Below are 24,373 nucleotides of genomic sequence, written 5' to 3'. Positions count from 1 at the left end.
CCCGGATATTACAGCCGGCGCAGCCAGCGACCGCCAACGCCGACGCCGATCAAACCGACGGCCAGCAGCAGAAAAGCCGTGGACAGGCTACTGAGATGGGCGACGAAGCCGATGGCGGCGGGACCGGCCAGGATGCCAGCATAGCCAAGGGTTGACACGGCCGGCAGCGCCAGACCCACCGGCATGGTGCGCTGGCGGCCGGCGCTGGTGAACAGGATCGGCACAATGTTGGACGCGCCGATCCCCACCAGCGCATAACCGGCCAGCACCAGTTCCCAGACCGGGGCCAGGGTGGCGACAATGAAGCCCAGCGCCGCGATGAAACCGCCGGCCGACAGGACGGTGACAGGGCCGAAACGATGCACGATGCGGTCCCCCAGGAAACGGCCCGCCGTCATCGCCCCGGCAAAGGCAGCATAGCCCAGGCCGGCATAGGCCGTCGGCATCTGGTGCGCGCCGGTCAGGAACACGGCACTCCAGTCCAGCATGGCACCCTCAGCCAGAAAGCTGATGAAACAGAGAATACCCAGCAACAGCACGATGCCGCGCGGCAGGGCAAAGGCCGGACCATCGGACCTGCTGCCATAGGGCAGCAGCCCCCCTTGCGAGAGGAACAGCAGCGCCATCATGGCCGCCAGCATGGTCAGCGTCGCCACCAGCGGAGAAGCGCCCAACCCCAGCATGGCCGCCATCCCGGCCGCCCCGACAATGCCGCCCAGGCTGAACAGGGCATGGAAGCCCGACATCATCGGCCGGCCGCTATCCCGCTCTACAATGATGGCCTGCACATTGATGGCCACATCCATGGTGCCGATACTGGCCCCGAACAGGAACAGGCCCGGCACCAGCCACCAGAGATCCGGCGCGACGGCCAGCAGGGGCAGGATCGCCGTGGCAATCAGGCCGGAAACCATGATGGTGGCACGGCAGCCAAACCGTGCCGCCAACTGCCCCGCCAGCGGCATCATCAGGATCGACCCGCCGCCCAGCGCCAGCAGCACCAACCCCAGCGTGCCGGCATCCATGCCGATGCGGGATTTGGCAAAGGGAACCAGCGGCGCCCATGTCGCCGTGCCGAAGCCGGCGACCAGAAAGACCAGCCGCGTGGCGAATTGAGCGGCTGAGGGGGCGGGAACCGGGGAAGAAAGCGCAGTCATGATGGTCCTGAAGACAAAGCAGGTCGAGGGTCAGGCGGCAGCCTGAAGAATGGCAAGGCCGGCATCCAGCAACGGGGCCAGCGCCGCATCCGGCACATCCCCCCCCACGATCAGATGATCAATGGTAGCCAGATCGGCGACATGGAAAGAGGCAGCGGTTCCCACCTTCTCCGCCGTCACCGCCACCGCCACGGCGCGGCTGGCGGCAATCACGGCGCGTTTGAATTCGGCATCTTCCAGGGCGAAACAGCGCAGGCCCGCCTCGGCAGAGACCGCACAGACACCCACAAAGCAGAGATCGGCGGCATAATCCGCCACTTCCCGCACCGCGCGGGCGCCCAGCGTACCCCCGACAGACGGGTTCAGCAGTCCCCCCACCTGGATGACCGTGAAGCCGGGCCGCCAGGCCAGAGCCAGCGCGATATCCGGTGCGTTGGTAATCACGGTCAAATCGGCATGATCGGGCAAAGCCTCGGCAATGGCGCGGTTGGTGCTGCCGGCATCCAGGAACAGCACCTGTCCCGGCTGCACCAACCCCACCGCCCGCCGCGCTACCAGGGCCTTGCCCTCCGGGTTCTGGCGCTGTCGGGTCTGCAGGTCACCCGATGCCGGCGACAGGCGCAGCGCCCCGCCATAGACGCGCTGGCAATGGCCCAGCGCCGCCAGTTCGCGCAGATCGCGCCGGATCGTATCTTCGGAGATATTGAGGTCTCGCGCCAGATCGACCGCCAGCACCCGCCCCTGCGCCTCCAGGCGCTGACGGATCAGACGGTGTCGTTCTTCGGGCAGGATGGGCAGGTTGGCCATGGAAGGGGACGCATCGCAATCATTGTCAGGGCGGACTATCGTTCAAACCGCGGTCAACAGCAAGGACAAACATGCACAAACGTGCAAGCCTCAACAGCAAAAAAGCCGACCGGTAATGAACCGGCCGGCTTATGACATAAAAGGCGGGCCGATCTGCTGCGGCCCGCCGTCACGCCTGATCAGAACTTCGCCCGCACGCCGGCCGTATAGCGACGGCCATAGTAATAAATCTCGCGCGGCTGGTTCTTGTCGTTGCCATAGTTGTAGATGGCGGCCCCGGTCAGGTTGGTGCCTTCCAGTGTCAGCGTGATATTCTCGGTGACAGCATAGGAAAGGCTGGCATCCAGGGTGCCGAAATCATCCACATTGGTGTCGGAACTGACCTCGTTACCGAAACCAGCCATATAAGCGCTACGCCAGGAGTAACTGGCGCGGGCACCGAACGGCCCCAGTTCGTAGAAGCCGACCAAATTATAGCTGTCCTTGGACAGGCCCGGCAGCAGGTCACGCACGGTGCGGGTACCGGTGACGAATTCGGTCTTCACATCGGCATGGGTGTAATTGGCCTGCACGCCCAGCCCGTCGAACGGGGCCGGCAGGAAGCTCATGACCTGCTGATAGGCCAGCTCAAACCCGCGCACCTCGGCATCGCCGCCATTGGTCAGGGTGGTGACACGGATATCGCCACGGCCCGGCACGTCGATCTGGGTGTTGCGGGCCGTGATATAGCTGTCCAGCTTCTTATAGAAGACACCGCCGGTCAGCGCCGCATCCTTGGCGAAGTACCATTCCAGCGTCGCATCATACTGGGTGGCCAGATAGGGGTTCAGGTTGGGGTTGCCACCGCTGCCGGTGGGGGCATCGTTGGAAATGGTCAGGCGCGGGGCGATATCGCCCAGGTTGGGGCGGGTCAGCACGCGGGCCACGCTGAACCGGCCCACCAGATCGTCGGTCAGGTCGGCCTTGACGTTCAGGCTGGGCAGGAACTTGGTATAGTCCTTCTCATACCGCACCGGGGTGGCATTGGTGCCATTGCTGGCATGGCCGGCCGAAATCTGCTGGGTATTGACCAGACGGCCACCCAGATTGGCACTGACGGGGATGGAGCCCAGCTCCGTCTCCATATTCAGGCGGGCATAGCCGCCCCAGATTTCTTCCTGCACATTGAAGCTGTTGGCCTTGTCAGCCGCCGTCAGCGCCGTGCTTTCCAGCGCCTTGTTCCAGTATTTGGCGAAGAAGGCCTTGCCATCCGGCACCAGCCAGGTGCGCGGGAAATTGCCGCTATAGTCGGACAGGAAGTCGCTATAGGGGAAGCTGTCGAACAGATCGCTGGAGAAGCTGCCGCCCGGCACATTGGCAACACCGGCGCTGCTGGTGATGTCGCGGCGGAAATAATCACGCTCCCGCTTGCGATATTCGCCACCCACCTGGATGCTGGCCAGCGGCCCCATATTCAGTTCGCGCGTCACATCCAGACGCCCGCCCCAATCGGTATCGTTGCTGTCCTGCATCCGATATTCCAGCCGGCGGCCGACATAGGAGGCCGGGTTGTTCAGATCGGTACTGGTGATCAGATCATAAGCATTCTTGTAACCACGGCTGAAATCCATGGTCAGCGGCAGATAGGTCTGCAACCGGGTGCGGGAGATCGGGTCTTCGCTGATGGAATGCGCCTTGGAGTAGGAGACATCCATATCCACGATCCAGCCGTCACCGCTGGTGAATTTCTGGTTCAGGCCCGCCACGTAAAGGTCATGGCGCTGGCCCGAGGTTTCCCGCGATGCCATGGTGAAAACATTGTCAAAGGTGCCCTTCACCAGGGTGCCATTCTTGATGGTGAAGCTGCCGGGGCGCGGCTTGGCAGCACTGTCGCCGGGGTAAATATCGATGCCGTATTCGTCATAGTCGTTGCGCAGACGGGAGAACAGCAGATCGACATTGGTTTCCCAGCGCGCGTCCGGCTGCCATTGCAGGGCGCCGGCGACGGTGTAGCGCTTGCGGTCTTCCTGCTCGATGGTCGGGCGGATGCGGGTCGGCGTCCAGGTATCGCCGCCGAACAGGGAGGACCAGCCCTTCTTGATCTCAAAGCCGGTGCTGTATTCGCGGTCCTGGCGAACGGAGCGCTTCATGTAGGAGCCGGCCAGCAGCAGTCCCAGGCTCTTGTCGTCGTTCACCCAGGAGACAATGCCGGAGGCCGACGGATCAGTCTTTTCCCGCAGGTCGGAATAGCTGCCCTGGACCGTGCCGCTGACGGTGGTGCCCAGATCGAACGGGCGCACGGTGCGCACATCGATATTGCCGCCGATGGCCCCTTCATTCATGTCGGCCGTGGGGGACTTCACCACATCGATGCGGGAAACCAGTTCCGGCGGCAGCACGTCAAAGCGGAACTGGCGGCCATTGACGCCGCCATTCTCTGCATTCTCGTTCACGGCAACGGAACGGCCGTTCAGCTGGGTGGTCTGGAAGTTGGAGGCCAGACCGCGCACGGCAATATCCAGACCCTCGCTGCGGCTGCGGGTCATGGTGATGCCGGTCACCAGTTGCAGCGCCTCCGCCACATTCTGGTTGGGAAACTTGCCGATATCTTCGGAGGAGACCGAATCCACCACCTTGTCGGCATTGCGCTTCACATCGCGGGCGGCCTGCAGGCTGCGGCTATAGGTGCCGGTGACGACGATTTCTTCCATCTCCTCCGTCGCGGGGGCGACATCGGCGAAGGCCGTCATGGCCGGGACGCAGGCAAGGCAAAGCGCCAGCGCAGAAGCGCTGCGCAGCAGGAAAGTCCGGTGCATCGGTCAACCTGTGGGGTGGGATTGGCAACAGCCCCACGGCCATCAAGGGCCGCCGGGACAACCCGGCTTATAGGCCCCAACCGTGACAATATTTGCGCAGACAAATTTCAGATTTATTTCAATGCGTCATTACCATGCAATCGTTTGAAACTTGCTTGAACAGAATACCTTTATATGCTTGGTTTTCCGCCACTCTTTCACCTGTCAATATCTATTTTCGCAGGGGAAATCCGCTTATCAGCTCAACCGCATAGCCTGCGGGCCAGCACCTGGATTGCGGGCCAGGCACTGCTGCAGGGCGGTAACGCGGGCATCAACCGCCTGCACGCCAGGATATGACGCCTGCACAGCGGCGGCACAGCCGGCAAAACCGGGATGTTCGTCCGCCACCTGCAGGGGGGCGTAGGCGGTGAGGCTATTCGGGGTGGTGGTGCAGGCGCCGAGAAGCAACAGCAATCCCGTGCCCGCCAATGATAAGCGGCGCATGGCCCTGGTTCCTGTTAAGATGGAGGTGAGGTTGCTGAAAACCTAATCCAGGGCTCCCCGGCCCTCAGTGACACGGCTCACAGCGCCGTCCCTGCCGCCGCATGGCGGCCTTGCAGCAAGGGATCATGCCCATGTCAGGCCCCGCCGATCGCTCCGCCCCCACCCCGCTGGTGCTGACCGGGAACAGCCGGCTGGTCATCATTGACGTGCAGGACCGGCTGCTGGCCGCCATCGATGGGGCTGAACAGGTGGTGGCACGGTGCGAATTGCTGGCCCGCGCCGCACATCGGCTGGGTATTCCCCTGGCCGCCACGGAACAGAACCCGGCCGGCATCGGCCCCACCACCGCCCGGCTGGCCACCCTGGTGCCGCTGCGTTTCGGCAAGGTGCATTTCGCCGCCAGCAACCAGGGCGATTTCCTGGCCTGGGCCGCCGCCGGGGGAACCGTGCTGCTCTGTGGGACGGAAGCGCATATATGCGTGCTGCAGACGGCCCTGGGCCTGACAGGCTTGGGCTTGAAGGTGGCGGTGGTGGTGGATGCCGTCGGCTCCCGCCACCCGTCCGACAAGGCCGCCGCACTGGACCGGCTACGCCATCACCGGGTTGAACTGGTAACGGCAGAGATGGTGGTGTTCGAATGGCTGGAGCGCTATGATCGGCCGGAATTCAAGGAGTTGCTGCGGCTGGTGAAGTGACCGTCGGGGAGTTTCGCCATGATCACGGAAAACACCTATCGGCGTTCCCGGATATTTCAGGGCCTTCTCGCCGCCGGCGCGATATCTGCGGCGGCAGTGTTCCCGGCCATGGGAGTCTACGAATCTTTTGACGTATTTAACCGGCAAGGCGGGTGGTGGGAGCCCGACAAGGCGCTGGCACTGCTGCGCCTCTATGCTTTCACCGCCGGGCTTTCCATCCCGCTGACGCTGATGCTGGGCGCAACCATCTTCGCGCTGTTGATCAGGCGGGTTGCCCTCACCCCCCGCCGCTGCGCTGCGGTGGGCGGGTTCTTGGTGCCGCTGCCCTTTGCAGGGTTTCCCGATATGGGGGGCATCGCCGGAATGATAGCCTTGGCACCCATCGCCCTGATCGGCGCGGCGGCCGGGCTGACCTTCTGGCGTATCGTCAGGATCGGGCCGGCGGGTGAAACCGCCGGCCCGTCAGCATGATCTCAGTGATGGCCATGCCCATGGTGGCCATGGCCATGATCGCCATCGCCTTCCGGTGCCTTGATGGCGGCAATGCAGATGCCGGCCAGCACACTGGCGGCGATGAAAATACCGATGACAGCGAAGCTCATGATCGATGCATTCCTGAACGGGGAGGGCTGGCGGCGAAATTAGCCGGTGTGGCCGCCGGGCGCAATGGGCCAGCCGCCCCACACCGCACCCCGCTTGTAATTCGCCAAGCGGCTGATTAGGTTCCCGTGCGGGTTCACCCTTATCGTTTCACCCCAGCCGGATTGTGGCGACGACATGAGCTACGGCCTTTATGACCATCATCGGCGCTATCGCCGCCGTTTCTGGGCCCGGATTATCAAGCTGGGGCTTTGGTTGCTGGTCCTGGGCGGGGTGGCCGGCTTCTCCTATCTGGTCGGGGTCGAACAGTTGAAATCGCGCCAGGGCTCCATGCAGGAAGAACTGGCCAATGCCACCGCCGCCAAGGACAAGGCCGAACGGCGTGCCGGGCAGTTGCAGCAGATCGCCCAGTCGCTGGAGGTGAAGACCAAGGAGCTGGAAATCCGCCTGCAGCGCGAGGTACCCAGCGGGGAACTGGCCCGGCTGTCGGAATTGCTGTCGCGCAAGCTGGCCGAAGGGGTGAAGCCGGAACGTATCGCCTTTCTTCTGGAACAGGCCAGCAACCCGCGCTCCTGTGCCCGGCCGGAAACCAAGCGCTTCGTGCTGCCCACGCCGATTTATCGCGGGGCCAATACCAGCGTCGCCTTCGCCGATGGCAGCCTGGTAGTAACCGGCGAAGGCGTGCCGGCCCGCAATGCCGGCGGCAGCCCGGAGGCTTGGTACGACCCGACCAAGCCAGTCACCCTGCGCATCAGCAATGGCGATGCTCCGGCGCAGGAGATTTCCGGCGTGCTGCCCCTGCAGCACTCTCTGATCGCCTCGGACAAAGAAGTGAAGCTGACCGTCAGCGCCGGCGCCCGTTCCTTTGTGGAGGTCACCGGCGAGGTCTGCCGCTTCCCCTGATCCGTCAGCCGCCGCGCAGATAGGCCGCCACGGCCGCGTCCAGCGCCGGGGGACGGGCGGGCGGCCCTGCACCTGCAGGCGGGCGCAGATGCAGGCTCAACCCCATGGCATAGCCGCCATAGAGATCCGGGTTGCCGCCTTCCAGCCGCAGCACCGGGCCGTCGGCCCCCGGGCTCAGCCGCAATTGGCGAAATTGGTAATGGCGCAAGGCCGCCGCCGCCAGGGCCGGACTGTCGGTCTGCTGCGGGTCAAGGAAAGGCGGGACTGTCTCCGCCCCCTGCCAGATGATCTGCCCCGGCCCGACCGCCTGCAAGCCCCCAAACGGTAAGGATTTTCCATCCAGCGGCAGATCGATGCGACCGGCAATCGTCCCTTCCGCCGACAGCGGCGCCATGCCCAGCGCCGCCAGCACCGTGCCGGCCGCGCGGTCGGGAAGGGTCAGGGAAAGGGGGGACAGCGCCTTGCCCAGGGCGAAACGGCTGGGCGCCAACTGCAGGGCAAGGCCGGACCAGTTGACCAGGGCCGGCCCGACCAACAGCTGGCCATCCCCCGGCAGTTCCACCGACAGCGCCCCACCATCCAGCACCATGCCGGCCGCCTGCAGCCGGCCCAGCCACAAATTCTGCGCCGGCATGGCCAGCGGCGACAGCGTATCGAACCAGAGCACGCCGGACAGCCCCTCCACCTGCCCGCCATTCCAGGAAAATCCCGCCTGATCCAGCAACAGATGGGCGGCACTGGTGGAACCGGCGACGTCCTGGGCATAGGTCAGGCGCAACCCGACACGCCCCCGCGCCGCCGTCAGCCAGCGGGCGAGCCAGGGGGAGAGAGCATCCAGGGACCGGCCCGCCGGCCCCAGATTCTGGGGCGGGATTTCCAGCATCAGCCGGGCCTCGCCCCCCGGCTGCCACGCCGCCTCCCCCCGTACCAGCGACTGCCCGGCAAGGTCGGTCGCCGACAGGCTGGCCGTCCATTGTCCTGGCTGCCCGCGATCCAGGCGCAGCACCGGGCGCAGCGGCACCAGCAGCGGGGCCGGCCCGCCCAGATGCAGGCTGTCGGCCGAGAGAATCAAGGCGCCCTCCGCCGCCGGGGCGGTCACGGTCAGGCCATGGGCCGCCACGCCCAGCGCGGGCAGGAACAGCGCGCCGCCGGCCGGGCTTTCCACCTGCCAGCTCTGTGCTCCCCGGCGCAATAACAGGGGCAGGCTGGCGCGGTTGTCGCGGGGGCCATCCTGGATGCCGATCCCCTCCGCACTCACCTGCCCTTCCAGCCGGGTCGGGGTGCCCACCAGGGACAGGCTGAGCCGGCCCGCCTGCAGGGGGCCGGCCGCGTCCGGCAGCACCAGCAGCCCCTGCAAGGCCAGTGCCCCATCGGTGCCGGATCGGGCCGAAAGCTCCAACCGCAGGAGGGAGAGGCCCCAGAACGTCAGCTGCTCCAGTTGCAAATGCCCCTCCCCCACCGGCAGCGCACCGGCAGGTAAGCGGATTCGCATGGTCCCTCTGGCCTGCGGGCCAGCGCCGGCCGGGCTGGCCGTGACCGCAATTTCGGGCGGCTGCCCCGGCAGCAGGCTGCCCAGCAGCGCCAGATTGGCCAGCACCTTCCCGCCGCCCATCAGCTGCCCCTGGCCGTCGGCCTGCCAGCCGCCCGCCGGCAGCGGGGTCAGGCTGGCCTGCATCACCTGTGCCGATATTGGCAGCAGGGGGTTGTCCGGCAGCGGCAGGGGAATATCCCGCAGCTGAATACGGGGCCATTGCCAGCGCGCCGCCCCCGCCGGCGGCAGGGGCGGCGGCGACCAGCCGGCCAGCGACAGGTCGCTGATCAGCAGCGCATCCAGCCGCCGACCCCACAGGCCGGGCAGACTATAGCCCGCAGTGAAGCGGGCATGACAGGCCGGGGCGCAGCGCGTATCCAGCAGCAGGGTGCCACTGGCCTGATCATCGCCCAGTTCCGTCAAGGTCAGCTGGGCACCGGTCAGCCCCTCCGCCCAGAGCGCCTGGGTCAGGGCGCGTTCCACCAGCCCCGGCAGCATCTGCCGCCCCACCAGGAAGAGTATCAGGCCCGAAAGGACCAGCCCTGCCACCAGCCAAAGCCGATATTGCCGCACCATCCGCCCCATCACCCTTTGCCGGATCGCCCGGATAGGTAAAATCCACCCAGCGCTGGTAAACACCAAGGGTTCCCTTGCAAGGCCGTGGCCGTTATCGTCTGGGCGGGAAAGAAAATGGATCAGGGAGAAACCATGGCGATGCTGCGCCGCCTGCTGCTGTTGCTGCCTCTGGCCCTGGCGCTGGCTCTGCCGGCAGGGGCCGCCCCCGCCTATAAGGCCAAGCCAGAGGATATTCTGTATCTGCAACTGGCCAGCGGCCGCATCACCATCACGATGCGGCCGGATGCGGCGCCGCTGCATGTGGCCCGCATCCGCCAGCTGGTAAGGCGCGGCTTTTATGATGGGTTGGCCTTTCACCGGGTGCTGAAGGGCTTTCTGGTCCAGACCGGCGATCCGCGCGGCAATGGGGCCGGCGGCAGCGGCCGCTATCTGATGCTGGAGCCATCGGACCTGCCGCATGAACGCGGCACCGTCTCCATGGCGCGCGGAATGCACAAGGACAGCGCCGACAGCCAGTTCTTCATCCTGATGCGGGCAGAACCGCAGCTGGACCGAAAATACACCGTCTGGGGCAAGGTGACCCAGGGGATGGATCTGGTCGACCGGCTGAAGACCGGCGACATGAAAAAGGATGGCCGTGTGACCGACCCTGACCGTATCGTCCGCGCCTGGATCGCCGCCGATGGCGAGGGAAAACCGGCACCGGCCGCGCCCCAGCCCCAGAAGAAATAGACGGCGGCATCGCATAAAGCGCCGGTTTTCATCCGCCCGGCATATCGCTATTGTGCGCGCCGGCCCATAAAACACCGACCAAGGAACCGACACGATGGATTTGGAAAACACCCTGTATCTCGATCTGGCAGGCGGCCGCGTCACCATCGAGCTGCGTCCGGATCTGGCACCGAAGCATGTCGCCCGTATCAAGGAGCTGGCGCGCGAAGGCTTCTATGATGGGCTGAATTTCCATCGCGTCATCGAAGGCTTCATGGCGCAGGGCGGTTGCCCGCGCGGTGACGGCACCAGTGGGTCCGGCCAGAACCTGCCGCAGGAATTCAGCCGGCAGCCGCATGTGCGCGGCACCTGCTCCATGGCCCGTGCGGCCAACCCGAACAGCGCCGACAGCCAGTTCTTCATCTGCTTCGCCGATGCCCGCTTCCTGGACGGCCAGTACACGGTCTGGGGCCAGGTGACCGAGGGGATGGAGCATGTGGACGCCATCAAGCGCGGCCAGGGCCGCAATGGCGAGGTGAAGGAACCCGACCAGATCATCAAGCTGCAGGTGGCGGCCGACGCCGAAGCCGCCTGATCCTACACAGACGGTTTGATCGCGCAGAACCGCCGCCGGCCCACCCGGCGGCGGTTTTCGTTTGCCTATAAGGGGCGCAAGTGCTGCTTGGTTAATTATGCTGCGCCGAGAGGGTCATTTGGCTAACATCCTGTGGCGTCATACACCACATGGGTTGCAGTCATGCCTGATCATTCCGCAAGCCCTGCCCTGGAAATCCACGCCTTGCGCAAATCATATGGCGCGAAGGAGGCGGTGAAGGGTATCGACCTTTCCATCCAGCCGGGTGAATTCTATGGGCTGTTGGGGCCCAACGGGGCCGGCAAGACGACGACCCTGAAAATGGTGGTGGGGCTGCTGCGCCCGGATGCCGGCAGCATATCGGTCTTCGGGGTGGATACCCAGAGCCGGGGGGTGGAGGCCAAGCGCCTGATCGCCTGGCTGCCGGACGAACCGATGCTCTATGACAAGCTGACCCCGCTGGAATATCTGGAATTCGTCGCCGGGCTCTGGGGCATTGATGCCACCCACGCCCGGGAAGAGGCGGAAAAGCTGCTGACCCGGCTGGAACTGTGGGACCACCGGGACGAACGCTGTGAAGGCTTTTCCCGCGGCATGAAGCAGAAGGCCGCCCTGGCCGGCGCGCTGATCCATGATCCGCGCCTGCTGATCCTGGACGAGCCCTTGACCGGGCTTGATGCCGCCATCGCCCGGCAGGTGAAGGATCTGCTGCTGGAACGGGCGCGGGCGGGCTGCACCATCATCCTGACCACCCATATCATGGAGGTGGCAGAACGGCTGGTGGACCGCATCGGCATCATCCAGCATGGACAGCTGGTGGCGGAAGGCACCCTGGACGCCCTGCGCCAGCAGGCCGGCCGCAGCGGCGGCACGCTGGAGGAGGTATTCCTGGATCTGGTCGCCACGCGGGGGGCCGCCTGATGCTGCCCGCCTTGCGCCCTGGCTCCCTTCCCTGGCTGCTGCGCCACGAACTGCGCCTGTCGTTCCGCACCAAGCGGAACGGCCCCTGGATGATCGCCGGCTCCATCGTGCTGCTGCTGATGCTGCATGGAATTGGTATCATGTCCGCCTTCGGCTTCGCCAAGATGGACCTGCCAACGTCCGCGCTGCATCTGATGCTGGGGGGCGCCGGCCTGTTCACGATGGCGATGAATATCGCCATCGCCCTGCAATTGCTGGTGAACGGGCTCTATACGCGGGGAGATTACGATCTGTTGCTCTCCTCCCCCCTGTCGCCGCGCGTCATTCTGCCGGTACGATTAATGGGAACCTGGATCGCGCTCTCGGCCGGGGTTCTGATCTTTACCGCCCCCTTCATCAACGGCGGGGCGCTTATTGTCTCCTGGCGATGGCTGGTGGGCTATCTGACCCTGCCCACCCTCAGCCTGATCACCCTGTCCTTCTCTTTCCTGCTGCTGCTGGGCCTGGTGCGGGTGCTGGGGCCAAGACGGGCCCGAACGGTGGCCCAGGTGACCGCAGGCATTGTCGGTATCGGCGGGGCTCTCGCCTGGCAGCTGATGAACATGAAGGGGGGAGGCAGCGGAGAGCGTACCCGCGCCGGCATGGAGACAGCGTTGAAGCTGGCCGATACGCCGATTGCGCTGGCTGTGCGCTGGCTGGGCGCCGCCATGGCGGGGGCGCCGGGGGCCCTGGCCATCCTGCTGCTGGTCGGCATCGGTGGCTTCACCGCCATCTGCTGGTTCAGCGGCCCGGCCTTCCTGCGGCTGGCCGCCAGCACCGGGGCCGCCGACACCAGCCCACGCCGCCACAAGAGCCGACCGATGGGGTTGCGGGTGCGCGGCCGTACCCTGTCCGTCTTGTTGAAGGAATGGCGGCTGATCTGGCGTGACCCGGCCCTGCTGACTCAGGTGCTTTCCATCGGGCTGATGATCGTCCCCATGGGCTTTTCCCTGCATGGCAAGACCATCACCACCACGGGGAATGCGCTGTTATACATGGGATGGCTGGTTGTTCCCCCCAGCCTGGGCCTGCTGGCCGGCGCGATGGTCTGGCTGGCCGTGGTGGCGGAGGATGCACCGGACCTGCTGGGCACCGCTCCGGTGCCACGGATGCAGCTGCTGGGGGATCAGCTTCTGGCGGCCGGCCTGCCCTCCCTGGTCATTCTCAGCGCTGTCAGCCTCTACCTGCTGCCGGCCTATGGCATGGCGGCGGTCGGCATCTGGCTGACGGGAGTTCTGGCCATCCTGCTGTTCTTGCTGCTGGATATGCGCCAAGCCCCGGTGGAGGGCGGGCGCAAGGCATTCCAGAAGCGCTATCAGGGCAATTATCTGACACTGATGGCGGAATTGCTGCTGGCTCTCGCCCTTTACGGGTTGGCCTTCCTAGCGGTCTGGGCCAGCCCGGTCTGGACCATCCCGCCGTTGCTGTTGGCCATTGGCCTTGCCGTCGCCGCGCTGTTGACCCAGCCGCCACGCGCAGCCAAGCTGGGGTGATCCTTGGGCCCCGACGGGAAACGATAAAGGGCCGGAGCATCTACGCCCCGGCCCTTTATTCTGCGACAAGATCAGCAGATCGCTGACCGTCTGCCCAACACAATGCCCAAGCTCAACGTGCCTCGCCGCTGATAGCAGCCGGCCTGGGCGCCGGCACCAGAGCGGTCCGGGCGATCACAGTACGGTAAAGCATCAGGGTCAAGGCCAGGGTCAGCATGAAACCACCGGTACCACCAACCAGCATACCCAACAGATTGGGGACGCCCACCATCAGCCAATAGACGACAGCCGTGCGCATCGGCGAAACCAGCCAGCGCAGCAGATAATGGTGCAGATGTTCCCGATCCGGGGAAAAGGGCGCGCGACCGGCCCGGGTCCGGGAGACAATCAGGCGCAGGCAGTCCAGCACCGGCAGCAGGAACAGCCCCATCAACGCCATGTTGGTCAGGCCACTGTCCGGCTGGCTGACAATAGCCAGCCCAAGAAGCCCGATCACCGCCGAGAGGCCATAGGCACCGCTATCGCCCAGAAAGATGCGGCCCCGCATATTGAAGAACAGGAAGACGGCGCCGCCAAAGAACAGCAGCAGCGACAGCCAGGCCAGCACCCCGGTACTGCTGAAGAAGAAGAACAGGGCCCAGATCATGGCAGCGCCACTGGCCACGCCGTTGGCACCATCGCTCATGTTGAAGGCATACTGGAAGCCGACCAGGCTGACGATTGTCAGCACGGCACCAACAACAGGCGCCATCGTGACCAGCGTGTTGTCGCCAAAATTCAGTGTCTGAATCGCCAGATGGGGCGACAAGATCACCGCCAGCGAAAACATGACCAGCGATACCGAAAGACGGATCGCAGGGGGGAGATGAGCCCGGTCATCCATCATACCCATGATGAACAAAACCGTGGCAGTCGGCACAATCACCCAATGAGACCACTCACCAGCCATCACGGACAGGACAATACCGATCACGGCCGCCGGCAGCAGGATAGCCAAACCGCCAATCAGCGGAACAGCTCCCCGGTGCAATTTTCGGAACGTATCAGGCTTGTCCATTACCCCCAGCAGCGAACCAATCCGGGGAGCCATCAGGCAGATCAGGGCAGACAGGGCGACCTGCACGACAACAGCTATCGCATAATTCAATTTGCCCACCTTTTGCGCGGGTTTACGAATTGTCCCCTACCGACCGGATTGCCCTCCTCCGCCCGCGCATTTCTGCTCAAGCGTCATCAAGCCCCCCGTTCGGGAGAACGACTTTACCGTTTATCCGCGGTCCGCCCCTTCGTTCCGCAGTGCCGAAGCAGGGTTGCTTTACCACAAGCAGCTGCCTCCGGTGAAGACATTAGCTCAAGGTTCATCTGCATTAAAAGCAGTGTTTCAAGAATACAACTTCGTGGACAGGCATCTGCCCGGTTGGAACAATTCCCTCTCTCTTCCGTTCCAACAGCCTATCCCATTTCGGTAGGTGAACCGCCCACAGTAAAGAAAACTCAAGCCGTGCGGGTATTGTCTATGCCCCTTGGCATAAGCCTTTCGTATTTCTCAATTACCGAGACCGCCTGCGCGTAGCGGCGGTGCAGCATCGGCTGTTTGCAGCCCAGCGAAAAAGCCCCTTGCCCGTCCGATTCTGATTGGAAGCATCTGGCCGATTCCCACGAAATCGGCCTGCCGCTCCAAAGCGATTCCGCTTTTCCGCGATCCGCTCTAGCAGTCCGGCGAATCCGCCCCTCCCCACAGCTTATACCGAGGGAAAGGACCGGGTTTCGCGTGGAGCGGCGGCCGGCAGCCCCACATCGCCGCGAATACCTTCCAGAAAAATGCGCACCGCCACCTCGACATCGCCCAGCACCTCTTCCCGCGTGGGCGGATCGGGCATTTCAGCCGCAAGCCGGAACATCGCGTCCCCCCAGGCCATGCTGAAAAAGATGCGGGCATATCGTTCCGGGTCCGGAATATAATAGGCGCCGTCGCGGGAAATATCGGCCAGATAGGCGCCCAGCATCCGGTTTCCCTCCACGAAGCCCTGTTCATGGAAGACCTGTGTTAGATGGGGGAATTTCCGCCCTTCTGCCAGAACCACGCGGGTCAGCGCCAGATTGGCCGGCGATAGCAGCACGTCCACCGACCGTACCGCCATTTCCCGCAGCACCTCCCCCGGGGGGCGGGAGCGCACGGCATCAGCCGAAAGCGGTGCCAGCACCGCCTGACAGCATTCCACCAGCATAGCCTCCAGCAGCCCGTCCTTGCTGCCGAACAGTTGATAGATAGTGGCGCGCGATCCGCCTGAGAGGGTGAGAATCTCGCTGAGACTGGCTTTCTCATAGCCCTTCTGCAGAAAGACGATGCTGGCAGCGTTCAGAATCGCGCGCCGCCGCATCTCCCCGCGGCTGGGACGACGCCCAGCCGCGGGGATGGCGGGTTTTATCCCGTTCAAGGTATTGAGTCGACCGTGGCCGTTCCACCGGCCAGCGTGCCGCCCCCCAGCACCTTATACAACGTCACCAGATTGGACAGGCGCAGCAGTCGGACCGAAATCAGGTTCTGCTGGGCGGTATAGAGTGCCCGCTGGCTGTCCAGAACGGTCAGGTAATCATCCACCCCGCGTTCATAGCGGGCACGGGACAGGTCGAAGCTGCTCTGCGTTGCCGCCACCAGCCCTTCCTGTGCCCGCAACTGGTCCGTCAGGGTGCCGCGTGCCGCCAGACCATTGGCCACTTCCTGGAAAGCCGTGCGCACGGTCTGGCGATACTGGGCCACGGCGATATCGCGGTTGGCCTTGGCCACGCCCAGATTGGCCTCGTTGGCGCCGAAGTCGAAAATCGGCAGCGTGGCGGACGGCGCGACACTCCAGGCCTTCGTTCCGCTATCGAAAAGATTGGACAGGCTGCCCGACACCGTACCGATGGAAGAGGTCAGCGAGATGCTGGGGAAGAAGGCTGCCCGCGCCGCGCCAATGTTAGCATTGGCGGAACGCAAGGAATATTCCGCCTGCAAAACGTCTGGACGATGCACCAGCAAGTCGGATGGCAGCCCGCCCGGCAAGTCGGGCAGCATATAGATGCCATCTTCGGCGGCCAGCGTGGCCTGCCCGGCATCCACCGGGCCGCCGACCAGTACGGCCAGGGCATTGATGTCCTGATCGACCTGCCGGCGATAGAGTGCATGGTTGGCGCGCGCCGTCTCCAGCGTCGTCCGGGCCTGGCTCAGTTCCAACTGGGTGCGCACGCCCCGGTCGAAGCCGATCTTGATCAGGTCATAACTTTCCTGCTGGGCCTTCAGCGTATCGTCCGTCAGTCGCAGCAGGGCCTTGTCGGACAGCAGGGTCAGCCAGGCATTGGCTACCTCTGCCACCAGCGAGAGTTGGGTGGAACGCTGCGCCTGCTCGGTAGCCAGGAAGCTCTGCAGGGCGGCATCGGACAGGTTGCGCACCCGGCCGAAGAAATCCAGCTCAAACGCGGTGATACCCAGATTGGCCTGGTACTGTTCGGTCACCATGGACCGGCCGGTGGCGGCGCTGGCAGCCGGCACACCCTGCCGGCTGGCCGAAACACCGGCATTCAGCTTCGGCAGCAGATCAGACCGGCTGATGCGGTACTGTGCCCGGGCTCGTTCCACATTCGCAACGGCTTCTTCCAGATTGGCATTGTTCGCCAGCGCCCGCTCGATCAGGCCCTTCAGGGCCGGATCGCGGAAGAATTCCTGCCAGGCTATGGCAGCGGCCTTCTGGTCGGCCGCCATCACCGGGCCGGCAGATGCCGGCCAGGCACTGGCAACGCCGGTTTCCGGCCGCACCGTCTCCGGCGCCAGGCTGCACCCGGCCAGCCAGAGGGTCAAAGGCAGGGCAAGGACAAGTTTGGCATGGGTTCTCATCGGATCAGCCCTCCCGGACGGCGGGGTTTTCCTGCCGCTTCGACCGGTTCAAACGAAGGACCAGCTTCTCCACCACCACGAAGAAGATAGGCACGAAGAAGATGGCCAGCAGGGTGGCGGAGATCATACCGCCAACCACGCCGATACCGATGGCGTTCTGGCTGCCCGAACCGGCACCCGAGGCGATGGCCAGCGGCGTCACGCCCAGCACGAAGGCCAGCGAGGTCATCAGGATCGGCCGTAGACGCTGACGCGCTGCCTCCAGCGTGGCGGGGATCAGGTCCATCCCCTTCTCATAATATTCCTTGGCGAATTCCACGATCAGGATCGCATTCTTCGCCGACAGACCGATGGTGGTGAGCAGACCGACCTGGAAATAAATGTCATTGGGCAGGCCGGTCAGGGTAGCGGCAATCACCGCCCCCAGCACACCCAGCGGCACCACCAGAATCACCGAGACCGGGATGGCCCAGCTTTCATAGAGCGCGGCCAGGCAGAGGAAGACGACCAGCATCGAGATGGCGTAGAGCGCCGGGGCTTGCGAGCCGGAGAGACGTTCCTCGTAGGACAGGCCCGTCCAGGCCAGCCCGATACCGGGCGGCAGCTTGGCGACAATCTCCGCCACCGCCGTCATGGCGGCGCCCGAGGAATAGCCCTGTGCTGGTTCGCCCTGGATATTCATCGCCGAACTGCCCTGGAACCGTTCCAGACGCACCGGCCCATGGATCCATTCAGCCTTGGCGAAGGCGGAGAAGGGCACCATCTCGCCTTTTGCGTTGCGGACATGCAACAGATTGATGTCCTGCGGCAACATACGGAACTGGGCTTCGGCCTGCAGATAGACTCGTTTCACACGGCCGCGATCAACGAAATCGTCGATATAGGCCGAACCCCACATGTTGCTGAGCGTGCTGTTGACATCGGCGAGGTTGAGCCCCAGGGCCGCCGCCTTCACCTTGTCGATATCCACCTTCAACTGGGCCGCATCTTCCATGCCATTCGGGCGGACATTGACCAGCGCGGGATTCTTGGCGGCCATGCCCAGGAACATGTTGCGGGCTTCCAGCAGTTTCGCGTGGCCGACGCCCCCCTCATCAATCAGCTGCAGGTCGAAGCCAGTGGCGTTACCCAATTCCAACACGGCCGGCGGCGTGAAGGCAAAGGCCAACGCGTCCTTGATGGTCATCATGAAGGCCCCCATAGCGCGCATGGCGATGGCTTGGGCCCGGCCTTCCTTGTTACCGCGCTCCTTCCAGTCCTTCAGGTTCACGAACACCATGGCGGTATTCTGCCCCTGACCGGAGAAGGAGAAACCAGCGATGGAGAAGACGCCGTTGATATATTTGCCTTCCTGACCAATCAGGTAATCTTCCACCTTCTTCACCGCTTCCAGGGTGCGTTCCTGGGTGGAGCCGGAGGGTGTCATCACCTGGGCGAAGATGATGCCCTGGTCTTCTTCCGGCAGGAAGGAACTGGGCAGGCGGGTAAACAGGAAGGCAAGGCCCCCCACAATGGCCACGAACAACAGCAGGTAGCGCAGCGGCCGGTTTACCAGCCGGTCGGTGACTGAGACATAGCGGCGGTTGCTGCGGTCAAAGGTGCGGTTGAACCAGCCGAAGAAGCCCTTCCGCTCATGATGCGCCTGGCTTTTCAGCAAGGTGGCGCACAAAGCGGGCGTCAGAACAATAGCCACCAGCACCGACAGCGCCATGGCGGACACAATGGTGATGGAGAACTGGCGATAGATCACCCCGGTGGAACCGGGGAAGAAGGCCATCGGCACGAACACGGCCGACAGCACCATGGCGATACCCACCAGGGCGCCGGTGATCTGTTCCATGGATTTGCGGGTGGCTTCGCGGGCGGAAAGCCCCTCCTCCGCCATCACGCGCTCAACATTTTCCACCACGACGATGGCATCGTCCACCAGCAGGCCGATGGCCAGCACCACACCGAACAGGGTGAGGGTGTTGATGGTGAAGCCGAACGCCGCCAGGATGCCAAACGTCCCCAGCAACACCACCGGCACCGCGATGGTGGGGATGATGGTGGCACGGAAGCTCTGCAGGAACAGGTACATTACCAGGAAGACCAGCACCACGGCTTCCGCCAGGGTCTTCACCACTTCCTTGATCGAGAGCTTGACGAAGGGCGTCGTCTCGAACGGATAGGCCACATCCACCCCGGCCGGGAAGATCGGGCGTAAACCCTCGATTGCCGTTTTTACCGCCTCTGCCGTCCCCAGCGCATTGGCGCCGGTGGCAAGGTTGATGGCAAAACCGGCGGCTGGCATCCGGTTATAACGCGACACGAAATCGGCGGTTTCCGCCCCCAATTCCACATGCGCCACGTCACGCAGGCGGACGGTGGAGCCGTCCGTATTGGTGCGCACCAGGATGGCGCCGAACTCTTCCGGCGTCTGCAGGCGGGTCTGGGCGGTGATAGTGGCGTTGAGCTGCTGGCCCTTGGGCGAGGGCGTGCCACCGATCTGGCCTGCCGAGACCTGGGCGTTCTGCGCCTTGATGGCAGCCGAAACCTCCGCCACAGTCAGGCCATAGCTGGCCATCTTGTTCGGGTCCAGCCAGATACGCATGGCATAGGAGGCACCGAACACCTGGATGCTGCCAACACCGTTGACGCGGCTGATCGGATCTTGAATGCGTGAGGCGACGAAGTCACCGATATCGGCATCGTTCAGCCGCCCGTCGGTGGAAACGAAAGCCGCCACCATCAGGAAGCTGGCCGACGATTTGGCCACGACCACGCCGCGCTGCTGCACTTCCGCCGGCAAGCTGGCCAGCGCCGGCTGCACCTTGTTCTGCACCTGCACCTGGGCGATATCGCCATTGGTGCCGGCATTGAAGGTCAGGTTGATGGAGACGGCGCCGGAGCTGTCGCTGGTAGAGGAGATATAGCGCAGATTATCGATGCCCTTCAGGTTCTGTTCAATAACCTGGGTCACCGTGCGCTCCAACGTCTCCGCCGAAGCACCGGGGTAAGAGGTGGTAACCGAAATGGTCACCGGCGCGATGGCCGGATATTGTTCGATCGGCAGGCGCATGATGGAAAGCGCGCCGGCCAACATAACGATTATCGCGAGCACCCAGGCGAAGACCGGGCGGTCGATGAAGAATTTTGCCATGATGCGGCGCTCCGATCAGTGGGCCTGGCCCTGGGGTGCAGCACCGGCGGCAGGGGCAGCCGGCTTCTGGCCAGCCGGTACGGGCTTCACTTCCGCACCGGGAGCCGCCTTCAGCACCCCTTCGGTGATGATCCGTTCATTGGCGGCCAGGCCCTTGGTCACCAGCCACTGGTCACCGACAGCCTGGCGGGTTTCAACCGGGCGCATTTGCACCTTGTTGTCTGCCCCCACCACCATGGCGATGGCGGCACCACCGGCGACGCGCTGGATGCCGACCTGCGGCGCCAGGATGGCATCAGCCATCACACCCTGTTCCACACGGGCACGTACGAACATGCCGGGCAGCAGTTCCTGGCGCGGATTGGGGAAGGTGGCGCGCAGGGTCACCATGCCCGTCGTCTGATCGACGGTGACTTCATAGAAATCCAGCGTGCCGGCTTCGGCGTATTCACTGCCATCAGGCATCAGCAGGGTGACCCGCAGCTTGCCGCCCTCTGGCATGGAAAGTTGGCCATTGGCGATCTGCCGGCGAAGCGCGGAAATCTCTTCCGCCGACTGGGTCAGATCGACATAGACCTTGGACAGGTCGGTGATGTTGGTCAGCATGTCCGCCTGACCGGCGGTGACCAGGGCACCCTCGGTAAAGCGCGAGCGGCCGATACGGCCGGCGATCGGCGCATTTACCTCGGTATAGCCGAGATTGATCCGCGCCGTGTCCAGCGCTGCCTTGGCAGAGGCAATCGCCGCTTCCTGCTGGCCCAGCGTGGCAACGACATCATCGTAATCCTGCTGACTGACGCCGCGCACACGTACCAGTTCACGGTAACGCTCCGCCTTGGCGCGGGTGGCAACCGCCTGGGCCTGGGCGCTTTTCAGATTGGCTTCAGCCTCCGCGGCAGCCGCCTTATAGGTGGCCGGATCGATCTGATAGAGGGGCTGGCCAGCCTGGACAGTGCTGCCCTCCTCAAACAGGCGCTTCTTGATGATGCCGCCCACCTGCGGCCGCACCTCGGACACCTGGAAGGCGGTAATGCGGCCGGTCAATTCCGTGGTCAGCGTATAGGGTTTGGCAGACAGGGTGACCACCCCCACCTCCACTGGCCCCATCGGGCCCATGGGATGCTGTTCATTGCCGCAGGCGGTCAGTAACAGCAGGACGCTACCGAGCGCGAGCGGCCCTTTGAGGCGGGAGAGGGTGGGCATGGTGCGGTGATCCCCAGTGATCGGTCGTTTCCCGCGTCGGACGCGCGGTTGTCAAATTACATCCGATATCGGATGTATCATGCATCCGGCAACACAGGTAGATTTCTTTGCGCCGCCGCCCCTATCACCATGGCAATAGGCCGGACGGAAAGATACTGTACTGACGGGTACATTTCTATACCGGCACTTATGGGTTCAAATGCAAACAGCCTCTGTGATCCGGCTCACAGAGGCTGCTGTTTTTTAACGCGCTGCACAATTCCCTTTTAAAACAAATGCTTGATATCCCCCAGGCGGTAAGGATGACCCGGATCAGAAACCGCCATCGATACGGTAGATGTCGGGGGCTGTCGGCTTTTCAACATAGGAAAGCCGCAGATTCGCCCCCTTCACCACCGGTTGGGCATTGGGTTTGTCGGCCTTCTCGGTGATCAGGCTCAGCACCAGTTCCGTCAAGCGGCCCTGGTTATCCTTGCCCTGGAACACCAGCACATTGTCGCCATCCAGCGGGTGGTTCAGCACCAGCGTGTCAGGCTTATAGCCCTGATCGGTAAGGAAGTTACGCAGGGCATTGGCGGCCGCGACGATATTTTCGGCCTTGGTGTCCGATCCGGCTTCCCGGCCCCAGATGACATTGACGCGGAACAGCTTTTTGGATTTGTAGCCCATGATGTAGGCAACCACGCCCACGCCGCTGTCCGGCAGCAGATCCTTGACCTTGATCAGCAGGGCCGTGGTGCGTTCCGATGGGTCTTCCACCTTCTGCACCGCATCGCCGGTCAGGTTGAAATCCTTGGCGATCGCCTTGCGCAGCTCTTCCTCATTCATGCCGAAGCGGGCATTGCGGAAACCCTCCACCTTGGCCTGCTTGGTCTGGCCAGCCGGGGCGGCAGGGCTGGTCTGCGCCTGGGCCAGGGCGGGGACTGCGACCAGCACCATCCCCAGCAGCAGCGAAGCGGCAAAACGCGCGAACATGGAACCCTCATGGCAGGATTTGGCTTTGTGCCCTTTTCTATCGCCAGTTCCGCCAGATGACGATGCTTTTCCGTATCCTTACCGCTTGGGGGCAGGGGCCGGGTTCCCACCGACACCTGCCCCAACCATTCAATGGAACAGCACGGCTGCCTTCTGCAGGGTAACCCAGACACCCCAGAGGATGGGGATACCCACCGCCAGCCAAGCCAACGCCGCCCTGCCATCCAGCCCACCCTTGCCGATGCCGAACGAACCGGTCACCTGATGGGCGGCAGCGGCGCGGGCAGAGGCCTGCAGGGCCGCCACTTCGCTGTCAGGCATGAACCATTTTTCCGCCAAGGGTCGCACAGCCAGATTGGCCAGCAGGCCCAGCACCAGCATCCCGGCCAGGATATACATGGTAAAATCATAGACCTGATCGCGCGGCACCCCGGCATCAATCTGGGCTTCGCGGATGAAGGTGACGACGAACGGCCCGATGATGCCGGCCGTCGCCCAGGCCGTCAGCAGACGGCCATGGATGGCGCCCACGAACTGGGTGCCGAAAATATCCGCGAGATAGGCCGGGATGGTAGCAAAGCCGCCGCCATACATGGACAGGATGATGCAGAAGAAGGCGACGAACAGCGCCACCGAACCGGCATGGGCCGCCCAGGGCGCCAGCCCATAGAGCACGATGCCCAGGGCGAAGAAGGTGAAATATGTGGCCTTGCGACCGATCTTGTCGGACAGCGAAGCCCAGAAGAAGCGGCCGCCGATATTGAACAGCGACAACAGGCCGGTAAAGCCGGCGGCAATGGCCGCCACCGCCTTGCGCTGACCTTCATCCAGCGCATTGAAGCCCACATCGGGCGATCCGATCAGGGAACCGGCGAAGATTTCCTGCAACATGGGCGAGGCCATACCGATCACGCCGATACCGGCAGAGACATTCAGGCAGAGCACGGCCCAGATCAGCCAGAACTGCTTGGTTTTATGGGCATCGCGCAGATGCACATGGCCATGGGTGATCATAACCTTACCGCTTGGGGGCGGTGCGGCCCAGCCATCCGGGCGCCAGCCGGCCGGCGGAATGCGATACCCAAAGGCCCCGGCCACCATGAAGACGAAATAGCCGGCGGCCAGCACCAGGAAGGTTTGCCACACGCCAACTGAGGTGGGGCTGCGGAACATATTCATCAGAATATCGGCCAGCGGCGCGCCGATCATGGCCCCACCGCCAAAGCCCATGATGGCCATGCCGGTGGCCATGCCGCGCCGGTCGGGGAACCATTTCACCAGCGTGGAGACCGGAGAGATGTAACCCAGCCCCAGCCCAATCCCGCCAATGACGCCCGAGCCCAGCCACATCAGCCAGAGTTGATGGGTCATGATGCCGAAGGCGGCGATCACCATGCCGCCACACCAGCAGAGTGCCGCGACAAAGGCGGCCTTGCGCGGGCCAACCTTTTCCAGCCAGCCTCCCCATACCGCCGCCGAACAGCCCAGGAAGACGAAGAACAAAGTATACATGATCGACAGGTCCGCCACCCGCCAGTCACAACTGGTGGTGAACAGGGCCGTGAAGACGTTCATGTCGGTGCAGGCAACCGGGGCCGTGACACCCAGAGCCCGGCTGAGCGGCAGCCAGAACACGCTGAAACCATAGGCCATGCCGATGCACAGATGCACGGCCAGGGCCGCGGGTGGCACCAGCCAGCGGTTGAAGCCCGGCTGGGCGATGATGCGCTGCTTGTCCAGCAGACCCACACCGTCCATATCATAAGGGGGATTGGCAGCACTCATCTCGTCACGCCTCCTGGTCCAGTTTCCTGCCTGTTCAGTCACTTACGGCCGGCGCTTATAGCGCACCGTGCCGGGGGCGCGAGGT

Annotated in this window: 20 protein-coding genes; 7 read left to right on the top strand and 13 right to left on the bottom strand. The window is 63.9% G+C overall.

Features of this window, described 5'->3' with window-relative positions:
- Positions 1 to 8 precede the first annotated feature (8 nt).
- The 4 genes from GE253_RS19440 to GE253_RS19425 form a co-directional block, all read right to left on the bottom strand.
- Positions 9 to 1,157: an MFS transporter gene (locus tag GE253_RS19440; RefSeq protein WP_153205803.1), complete on the bottom strand. Its 1,149-nt coding sequence runs from the start codon at positions 1,155 to 1,157 to the stop codon at positions 9 to 11.
- Positions 1,158 to 1,187: 30 nt separating this feature from the next.
- The gene (locus GE253_RS19435; RefSeq protein ID WP_153205802.1) at positions 1,188 to 1,964 is read right to left on the bottom strand and encodes a DeoR/GlpR family DNA-binding transcription regulator; all 777 of its coding nucleotides are present in this window, start codon (positions 1,962 to 1,964) and stop codon (positions 1,188 to 1,190) included.
- A 179-nt stretch (positions 1,965 to 2,143) separates the two neighbouring features.
- Positions 2,144 to 4,759 (bottom strand): TonB-dependent receptor, encoded by a 2,616-nt coding sequence (locus tag GE253_RS19430; RefSeq protein ID WP_153205801.1) that lies wholly within the window; start codon positions 4,757 to 4,759, stop codon positions 2,144 to 2,146.
- A 237-nt stretch (positions 4,760 to 4,996) separates the two neighbouring features.
- Complete coding sequence (locus GE253_RS19425) at positions 4,997 to 5,245, bottom strand: hypothetical protein (protein WP_153205800.1); 249 nt, start codon at positions 5,243 to 5,245, stop codon at positions 4,997 to 4,999.
- A gap of 131 nt (positions 5,246 to 5,376) precedes the next feature.
- Between GE253_RS19425 and GE253_RS19420 the strand changes: the two genes are divergently transcribed.
- A complete protein-coding gene (locus tag GE253_RS19420) occupies positions 5,377 to 5,940 on the top strand; it encodes an isochorismatase family protein (RefSeq protein WP_153205799.1) in 564 nt (187 codons plus the stop codon).
- 18 nt (positions 5,941 to 5,958) lie between these two features.
- Complete coding sequence (locus tag GE253_RS19415) at positions 5,959 to 6,411, top strand: hypothetical protein (protein ID WP_153205798.1); 453 nt, start codon at positions 5,959 to 5,961, stop codon at positions 6,409 to 6,411.
- Between the two features lie 2 nt (positions 6,412 to 6,413).
- Here the strand turns inward: GE253_RS19415 and GE253_RS26580 are convergent, their stop codons facing one another.
- On the bottom strand, positions 6,414 to 6,542 hold the full coding sequence (locus GE253_RS26580) for a hypothetical protein (RefSeq protein ID WP_282183246.1): 129 nt from the start codon (positions 6,540 to 6,542) through the stop codon (positions 6,414 to 6,416).
- A gap of 175 nt (positions 6,543 to 6,717) precedes the next feature.
- On the opposite strand from GE253_RS26580, the gene GE253_RS19410 reads away from it, so the two are divergent.
- Positions 6,718 to 7,443, top strand: coding sequence for a hypothetical protein (locus GE253_RS19410; RefSeq protein WP_153205797.1), 726 nt, complete (start codon positions 6,718 to 6,720; stop codon positions 7,441 to 7,443).
- A 4-nt stretch (positions 7,444 to 7,447) separates the two neighbouring features.
- Here the strand turns inward: GE253_RS19410 and GE253_RS19405 are convergent, their stop codons facing one another.
- Positions 7,448 to 9,550, bottom strand: coding sequence for a hypothetical protein (locus tag GE253_RS19405; protein WP_153205796.1), 2,103 nt, complete (start codon positions 9,548 to 9,550; stop codon positions 7,448 to 7,450).
- 114 nt (positions 9,551 to 9,664) lie between these two features.
- On the opposite strand from GE253_RS19405, the gene GE253_RS19400 reads away from it, so the two are divergent.
- From GE253_RS19400 to GE253_RS19385, 4 genes are all read left to right on the top strand, one after another.
- Positions 9,665 to 10,282 (top strand): peptidylprolyl isomerase, encoded by a 618-nt coding sequence (locus GE253_RS19400; protein WP_247878755.1) that lies wholly within the window; start codon positions 9,665 to 9,667, stop codon positions 10,280 to 10,282.
- Positions 10,283 to 10,376: 94 nt separating this feature from the next.
- On the top strand, positions 10,377 to 10,856 hold the full coding sequence (locus tag GE253_RS19395; protein WP_153205795.1) for a peptidylprolyl isomerase: 480 nt from the start codon (positions 10,377 to 10,379) through the stop codon (positions 10,854 to 10,856).
- Positions 10,857 to 11,018: 162 nt separating this feature from the next.
- Positions 11,019 to 11,777 carry an ABC transporter ATP-binding protein gene (locus GE253_RS19390; protein WP_153205794.1) on the top strand — a complete coding sequence of 253 codons (759 nt, stop codon included), beginning with the start codon at positions 11,019 to 11,021 and terminating at the stop codon, positions 11,775 to 11,777.
- Positions 11,777 to 13,309, top strand: a complete 1,533-nt coding sequence (locus GE253_RS19385) for a hypothetical protein (RefSeq protein WP_153205793.1) — start codon at positions 11,777 to 11,779, stop codon at positions 13,307 to 13,309. Before GE253_RS19390 ends, GE253_RS19385 begins: the two co-directional genes overlap by 1 nt.
- Positions 13,310 to 13,421: 112 nt before the next feature.
- On the opposite strand, the gene GE253_RS19380 is transcribed toward GE253_RS19385, so the two are convergent.
- The 7 genes from GE253_RS19380 to GE253_RS19350 all read right to left on the bottom strand — a co-directional run bounded on the left by GE253_RS19380 (position 13,422) and on the right by GE253_RS19350 (position 24,288).
- Positions 13,422 to 14,456, bottom strand: a complete 1,035-nt coding sequence (locus GE253_RS19380) for an MraY family glycosyltransferase (RefSeq protein ID WP_153205792.1) — start codon at positions 14,454 to 14,456, stop codon at positions 13,422 to 13,424.
- Between the two features lie 595 nt (positions 14,457 to 15,051).
- Positions 15,052 to 15,690, bottom strand: a complete 639-nt coding sequence (locus GE253_RS19375) for a TetR/AcrR family transcriptional regulator (RefSeq protein ID WP_153205791.1) — start codon at positions 15,688 to 15,690, stop codon at positions 15,052 to 15,054.
- 53 nt (positions 15,691 to 15,743) lie between these two features.
- Positions 15,744 to 17,183, bottom strand: coding sequence for an efflux transporter outer membrane subunit (locus GE253_RS19370; RefSeq protein ID WP_153205790.1), 1,440 nt, complete (start codon positions 17,181 to 17,183; stop codon positions 15,744 to 15,746).
- Between the two features lie 4 nt (positions 17,184 to 17,187).
- Entirely contained in the window at positions 17,188 to 20,325 is a 3,138-nt protein-coding gene (locus GE253_RS19365; RefSeq protein ID WP_153205789.1) for an efflux RND transporter permease subunit, read from the bottom strand.
- Positions 20,326 to 20,340: 15 nt separating this feature from the next.
- The gene (locus GE253_RS19360; RefSeq protein WP_153205788.1) at positions 20,341 to 21,528 is read right to left on the bottom strand and encodes an efflux RND transporter periplasmic adaptor subunit; all 1,188 of its coding nucleotides are present in this window, start codon (positions 21,526 to 21,528) and stop codon (positions 20,341 to 20,343) included.
- 312 nt (positions 21,529 to 21,840) lie between these two features.
- Positions 21,841 to 22,503, bottom strand: a complete 663-nt coding sequence (locus GE253_RS19355; RefSeq protein ID WP_153205787.1) for a hypothetical protein — start codon at positions 22,501 to 22,503, stop codon at positions 21,841 to 21,843.
- 129 nt (positions 22,504 to 22,632) lie between these two features.
- Complete coding sequence (locus tag GE253_RS19350; protein WP_153205786.1) at positions 22,633 to 24,288, bottom strand: OFA family MFS transporter; 1,656 nt, start codon at positions 24,286 to 24,288, stop codon at positions 22,633 to 22,635.
- Between the last annotated feature and the right edge of the window lie 85 nt (positions 24,289 to 24,373).

This window comes from Niveispirillum sp. SYP-B3756 (assembly GCF_009495745.1).
Classification (GTDB): Bacteria; Pseudomonadota; Alphaproteobacteria; order Azospirillales; family Azospirillaceae; genus Niveispirillum.
The sequence above is the reverse complement of the archived record's forward strand: the minus strand, read 5'-3'. Positions and strand labels throughout refer to the sequence as shown.

Bases quoted from the DNA above. Each gene is read 5' to 3' on its own strand.
- GE253_RS19365 (WP_153205789.1), bottom strand. From the start codon at position 20,325: ATGGCAAAATTCTTCATCGACCGCCCGGTCTTCGCCTGGGTGCTCGCG.
- GE253_RS19370 (WP_153205790.1), bottom strand. From the start codon at position 17,183: ATGAGAACCCATGCCAAACTTGTCCTTGCCCTGCCTTTGACCCTCTGG.
- GE253_RS19435 (WP_153205802.1), bottom strand. From the start codon at position 1,964: ATGGCCAACCTGCCCATCCTGCCCGAAGAACGACACCGTCTGATCCGT.
- GE253_RS19350 (WP_153205786.1), bottom strand. From the start codon at position 24,288: ATGAGTGCTGCCAATCCCCCTTATGATATGGACGGTGTGGGTCTGCTG.
- GE253_RS19385 (WP_153205793.1), top strand. From the start codon at position 11,777: ATGCTGCCCGCCTTGCGCCCTGGCTCCCTTCCCTGGCTGCTGCGCCAC.
- GE253_RS19430 (WP_153205801.1), bottom strand. From the start codon at position 4,759: ATGCACCGGACTTTCCTGCTGCGCAGCGCTTCTGCGCTGGCGCTTTGC.
- GE253_RS26580 (WP_282183246.1), bottom strand. From the start codon at position 6,542: ATGAGCTTCGCTGTCATCGGTATTTTCATCGCCGCCAGTGTGCTGGCC.
- GE253_RS19415 (WP_153205798.1), top strand. From the start codon at position 5,959: ATGATCACGGAAAACACCTATCGGCGTTCCCGGATATTTCAGGGCCTT.
- GE253_RS19360 (WP_153205788.1), bottom strand. From the start codon at position 21,528: ATGCCCACCCTCTCCCGCCTCAAAGGGCCGCTCGCGCTCGGTAGCGTC.
- GE253_RS19405 (WP_153205796.1), bottom strand. From the start codon at position 9,550: ATGGTGCGGCAATATCGGCTTTGGCTGGTGGCAGGGCTGGTCCTTTCG.
- GE253_RS19425 (WP_153205800.1), bottom strand. From the start codon at position 5,245: ATGCGCCGCTTATCATTGGCGGGCACGGGATTGCTGTTGCTTCTCGGC.
- GE253_RS19395 (WP_153205795.1), top strand. From the start codon at position 10,377: ATGGATTTGGAAAACACCCTGTATCTCGATCTGGCAGGCGGCCGCGTC.
- GE253_RS19390 (WP_153205794.1), top strand. From the start codon at position 11,019: ATGCCTGATCATTCCGCAAGCCCTGCCCTGGAAATCCACGCCTTGCGC.
- GE253_RS19355 (WP_153205787.1), bottom strand. From the start codon at position 22,503: ATGTTCGCGCGTTTTGCCGCTTCGCTGCTGCTGGGGATGGTGCTGGTC.
- GE253_RS19440 (WP_153205803.1), bottom strand. From the start codon at position 1,157: ATGACTGCGCTTTCTTCCCCGGTTCCCGCCCCCTCAGCCGCTCAATTC.
- GE253_RS19410 (WP_153205797.1), top strand. From the start codon at position 6,718: ATGAGCTACGGCCTTTATGACCATCATCGGCGCTATCGCCGCCGTTTC.
- GE253_RS19375 (WP_153205791.1), bottom strand. From the start codon at position 15,690: ATGCGGCGGCGCGCGATTCTGAACGCTGCCAGCATCGTCTTTCTGCAG.
- GE253_RS19400 (WP_247878755.1), top strand. From the start codon at position 9,665: ATGGATCAGGGAGAAACCATGGCGATGCTGCGCCGCCTGCTGCTGTTG.
- GE253_RS19420 (WP_153205799.1), top strand. From the start codon at position 5,377: ATGTCAGGCCCCGCCGATCGCTCCGCCCCCACCCCGCTGGTGCTGACC.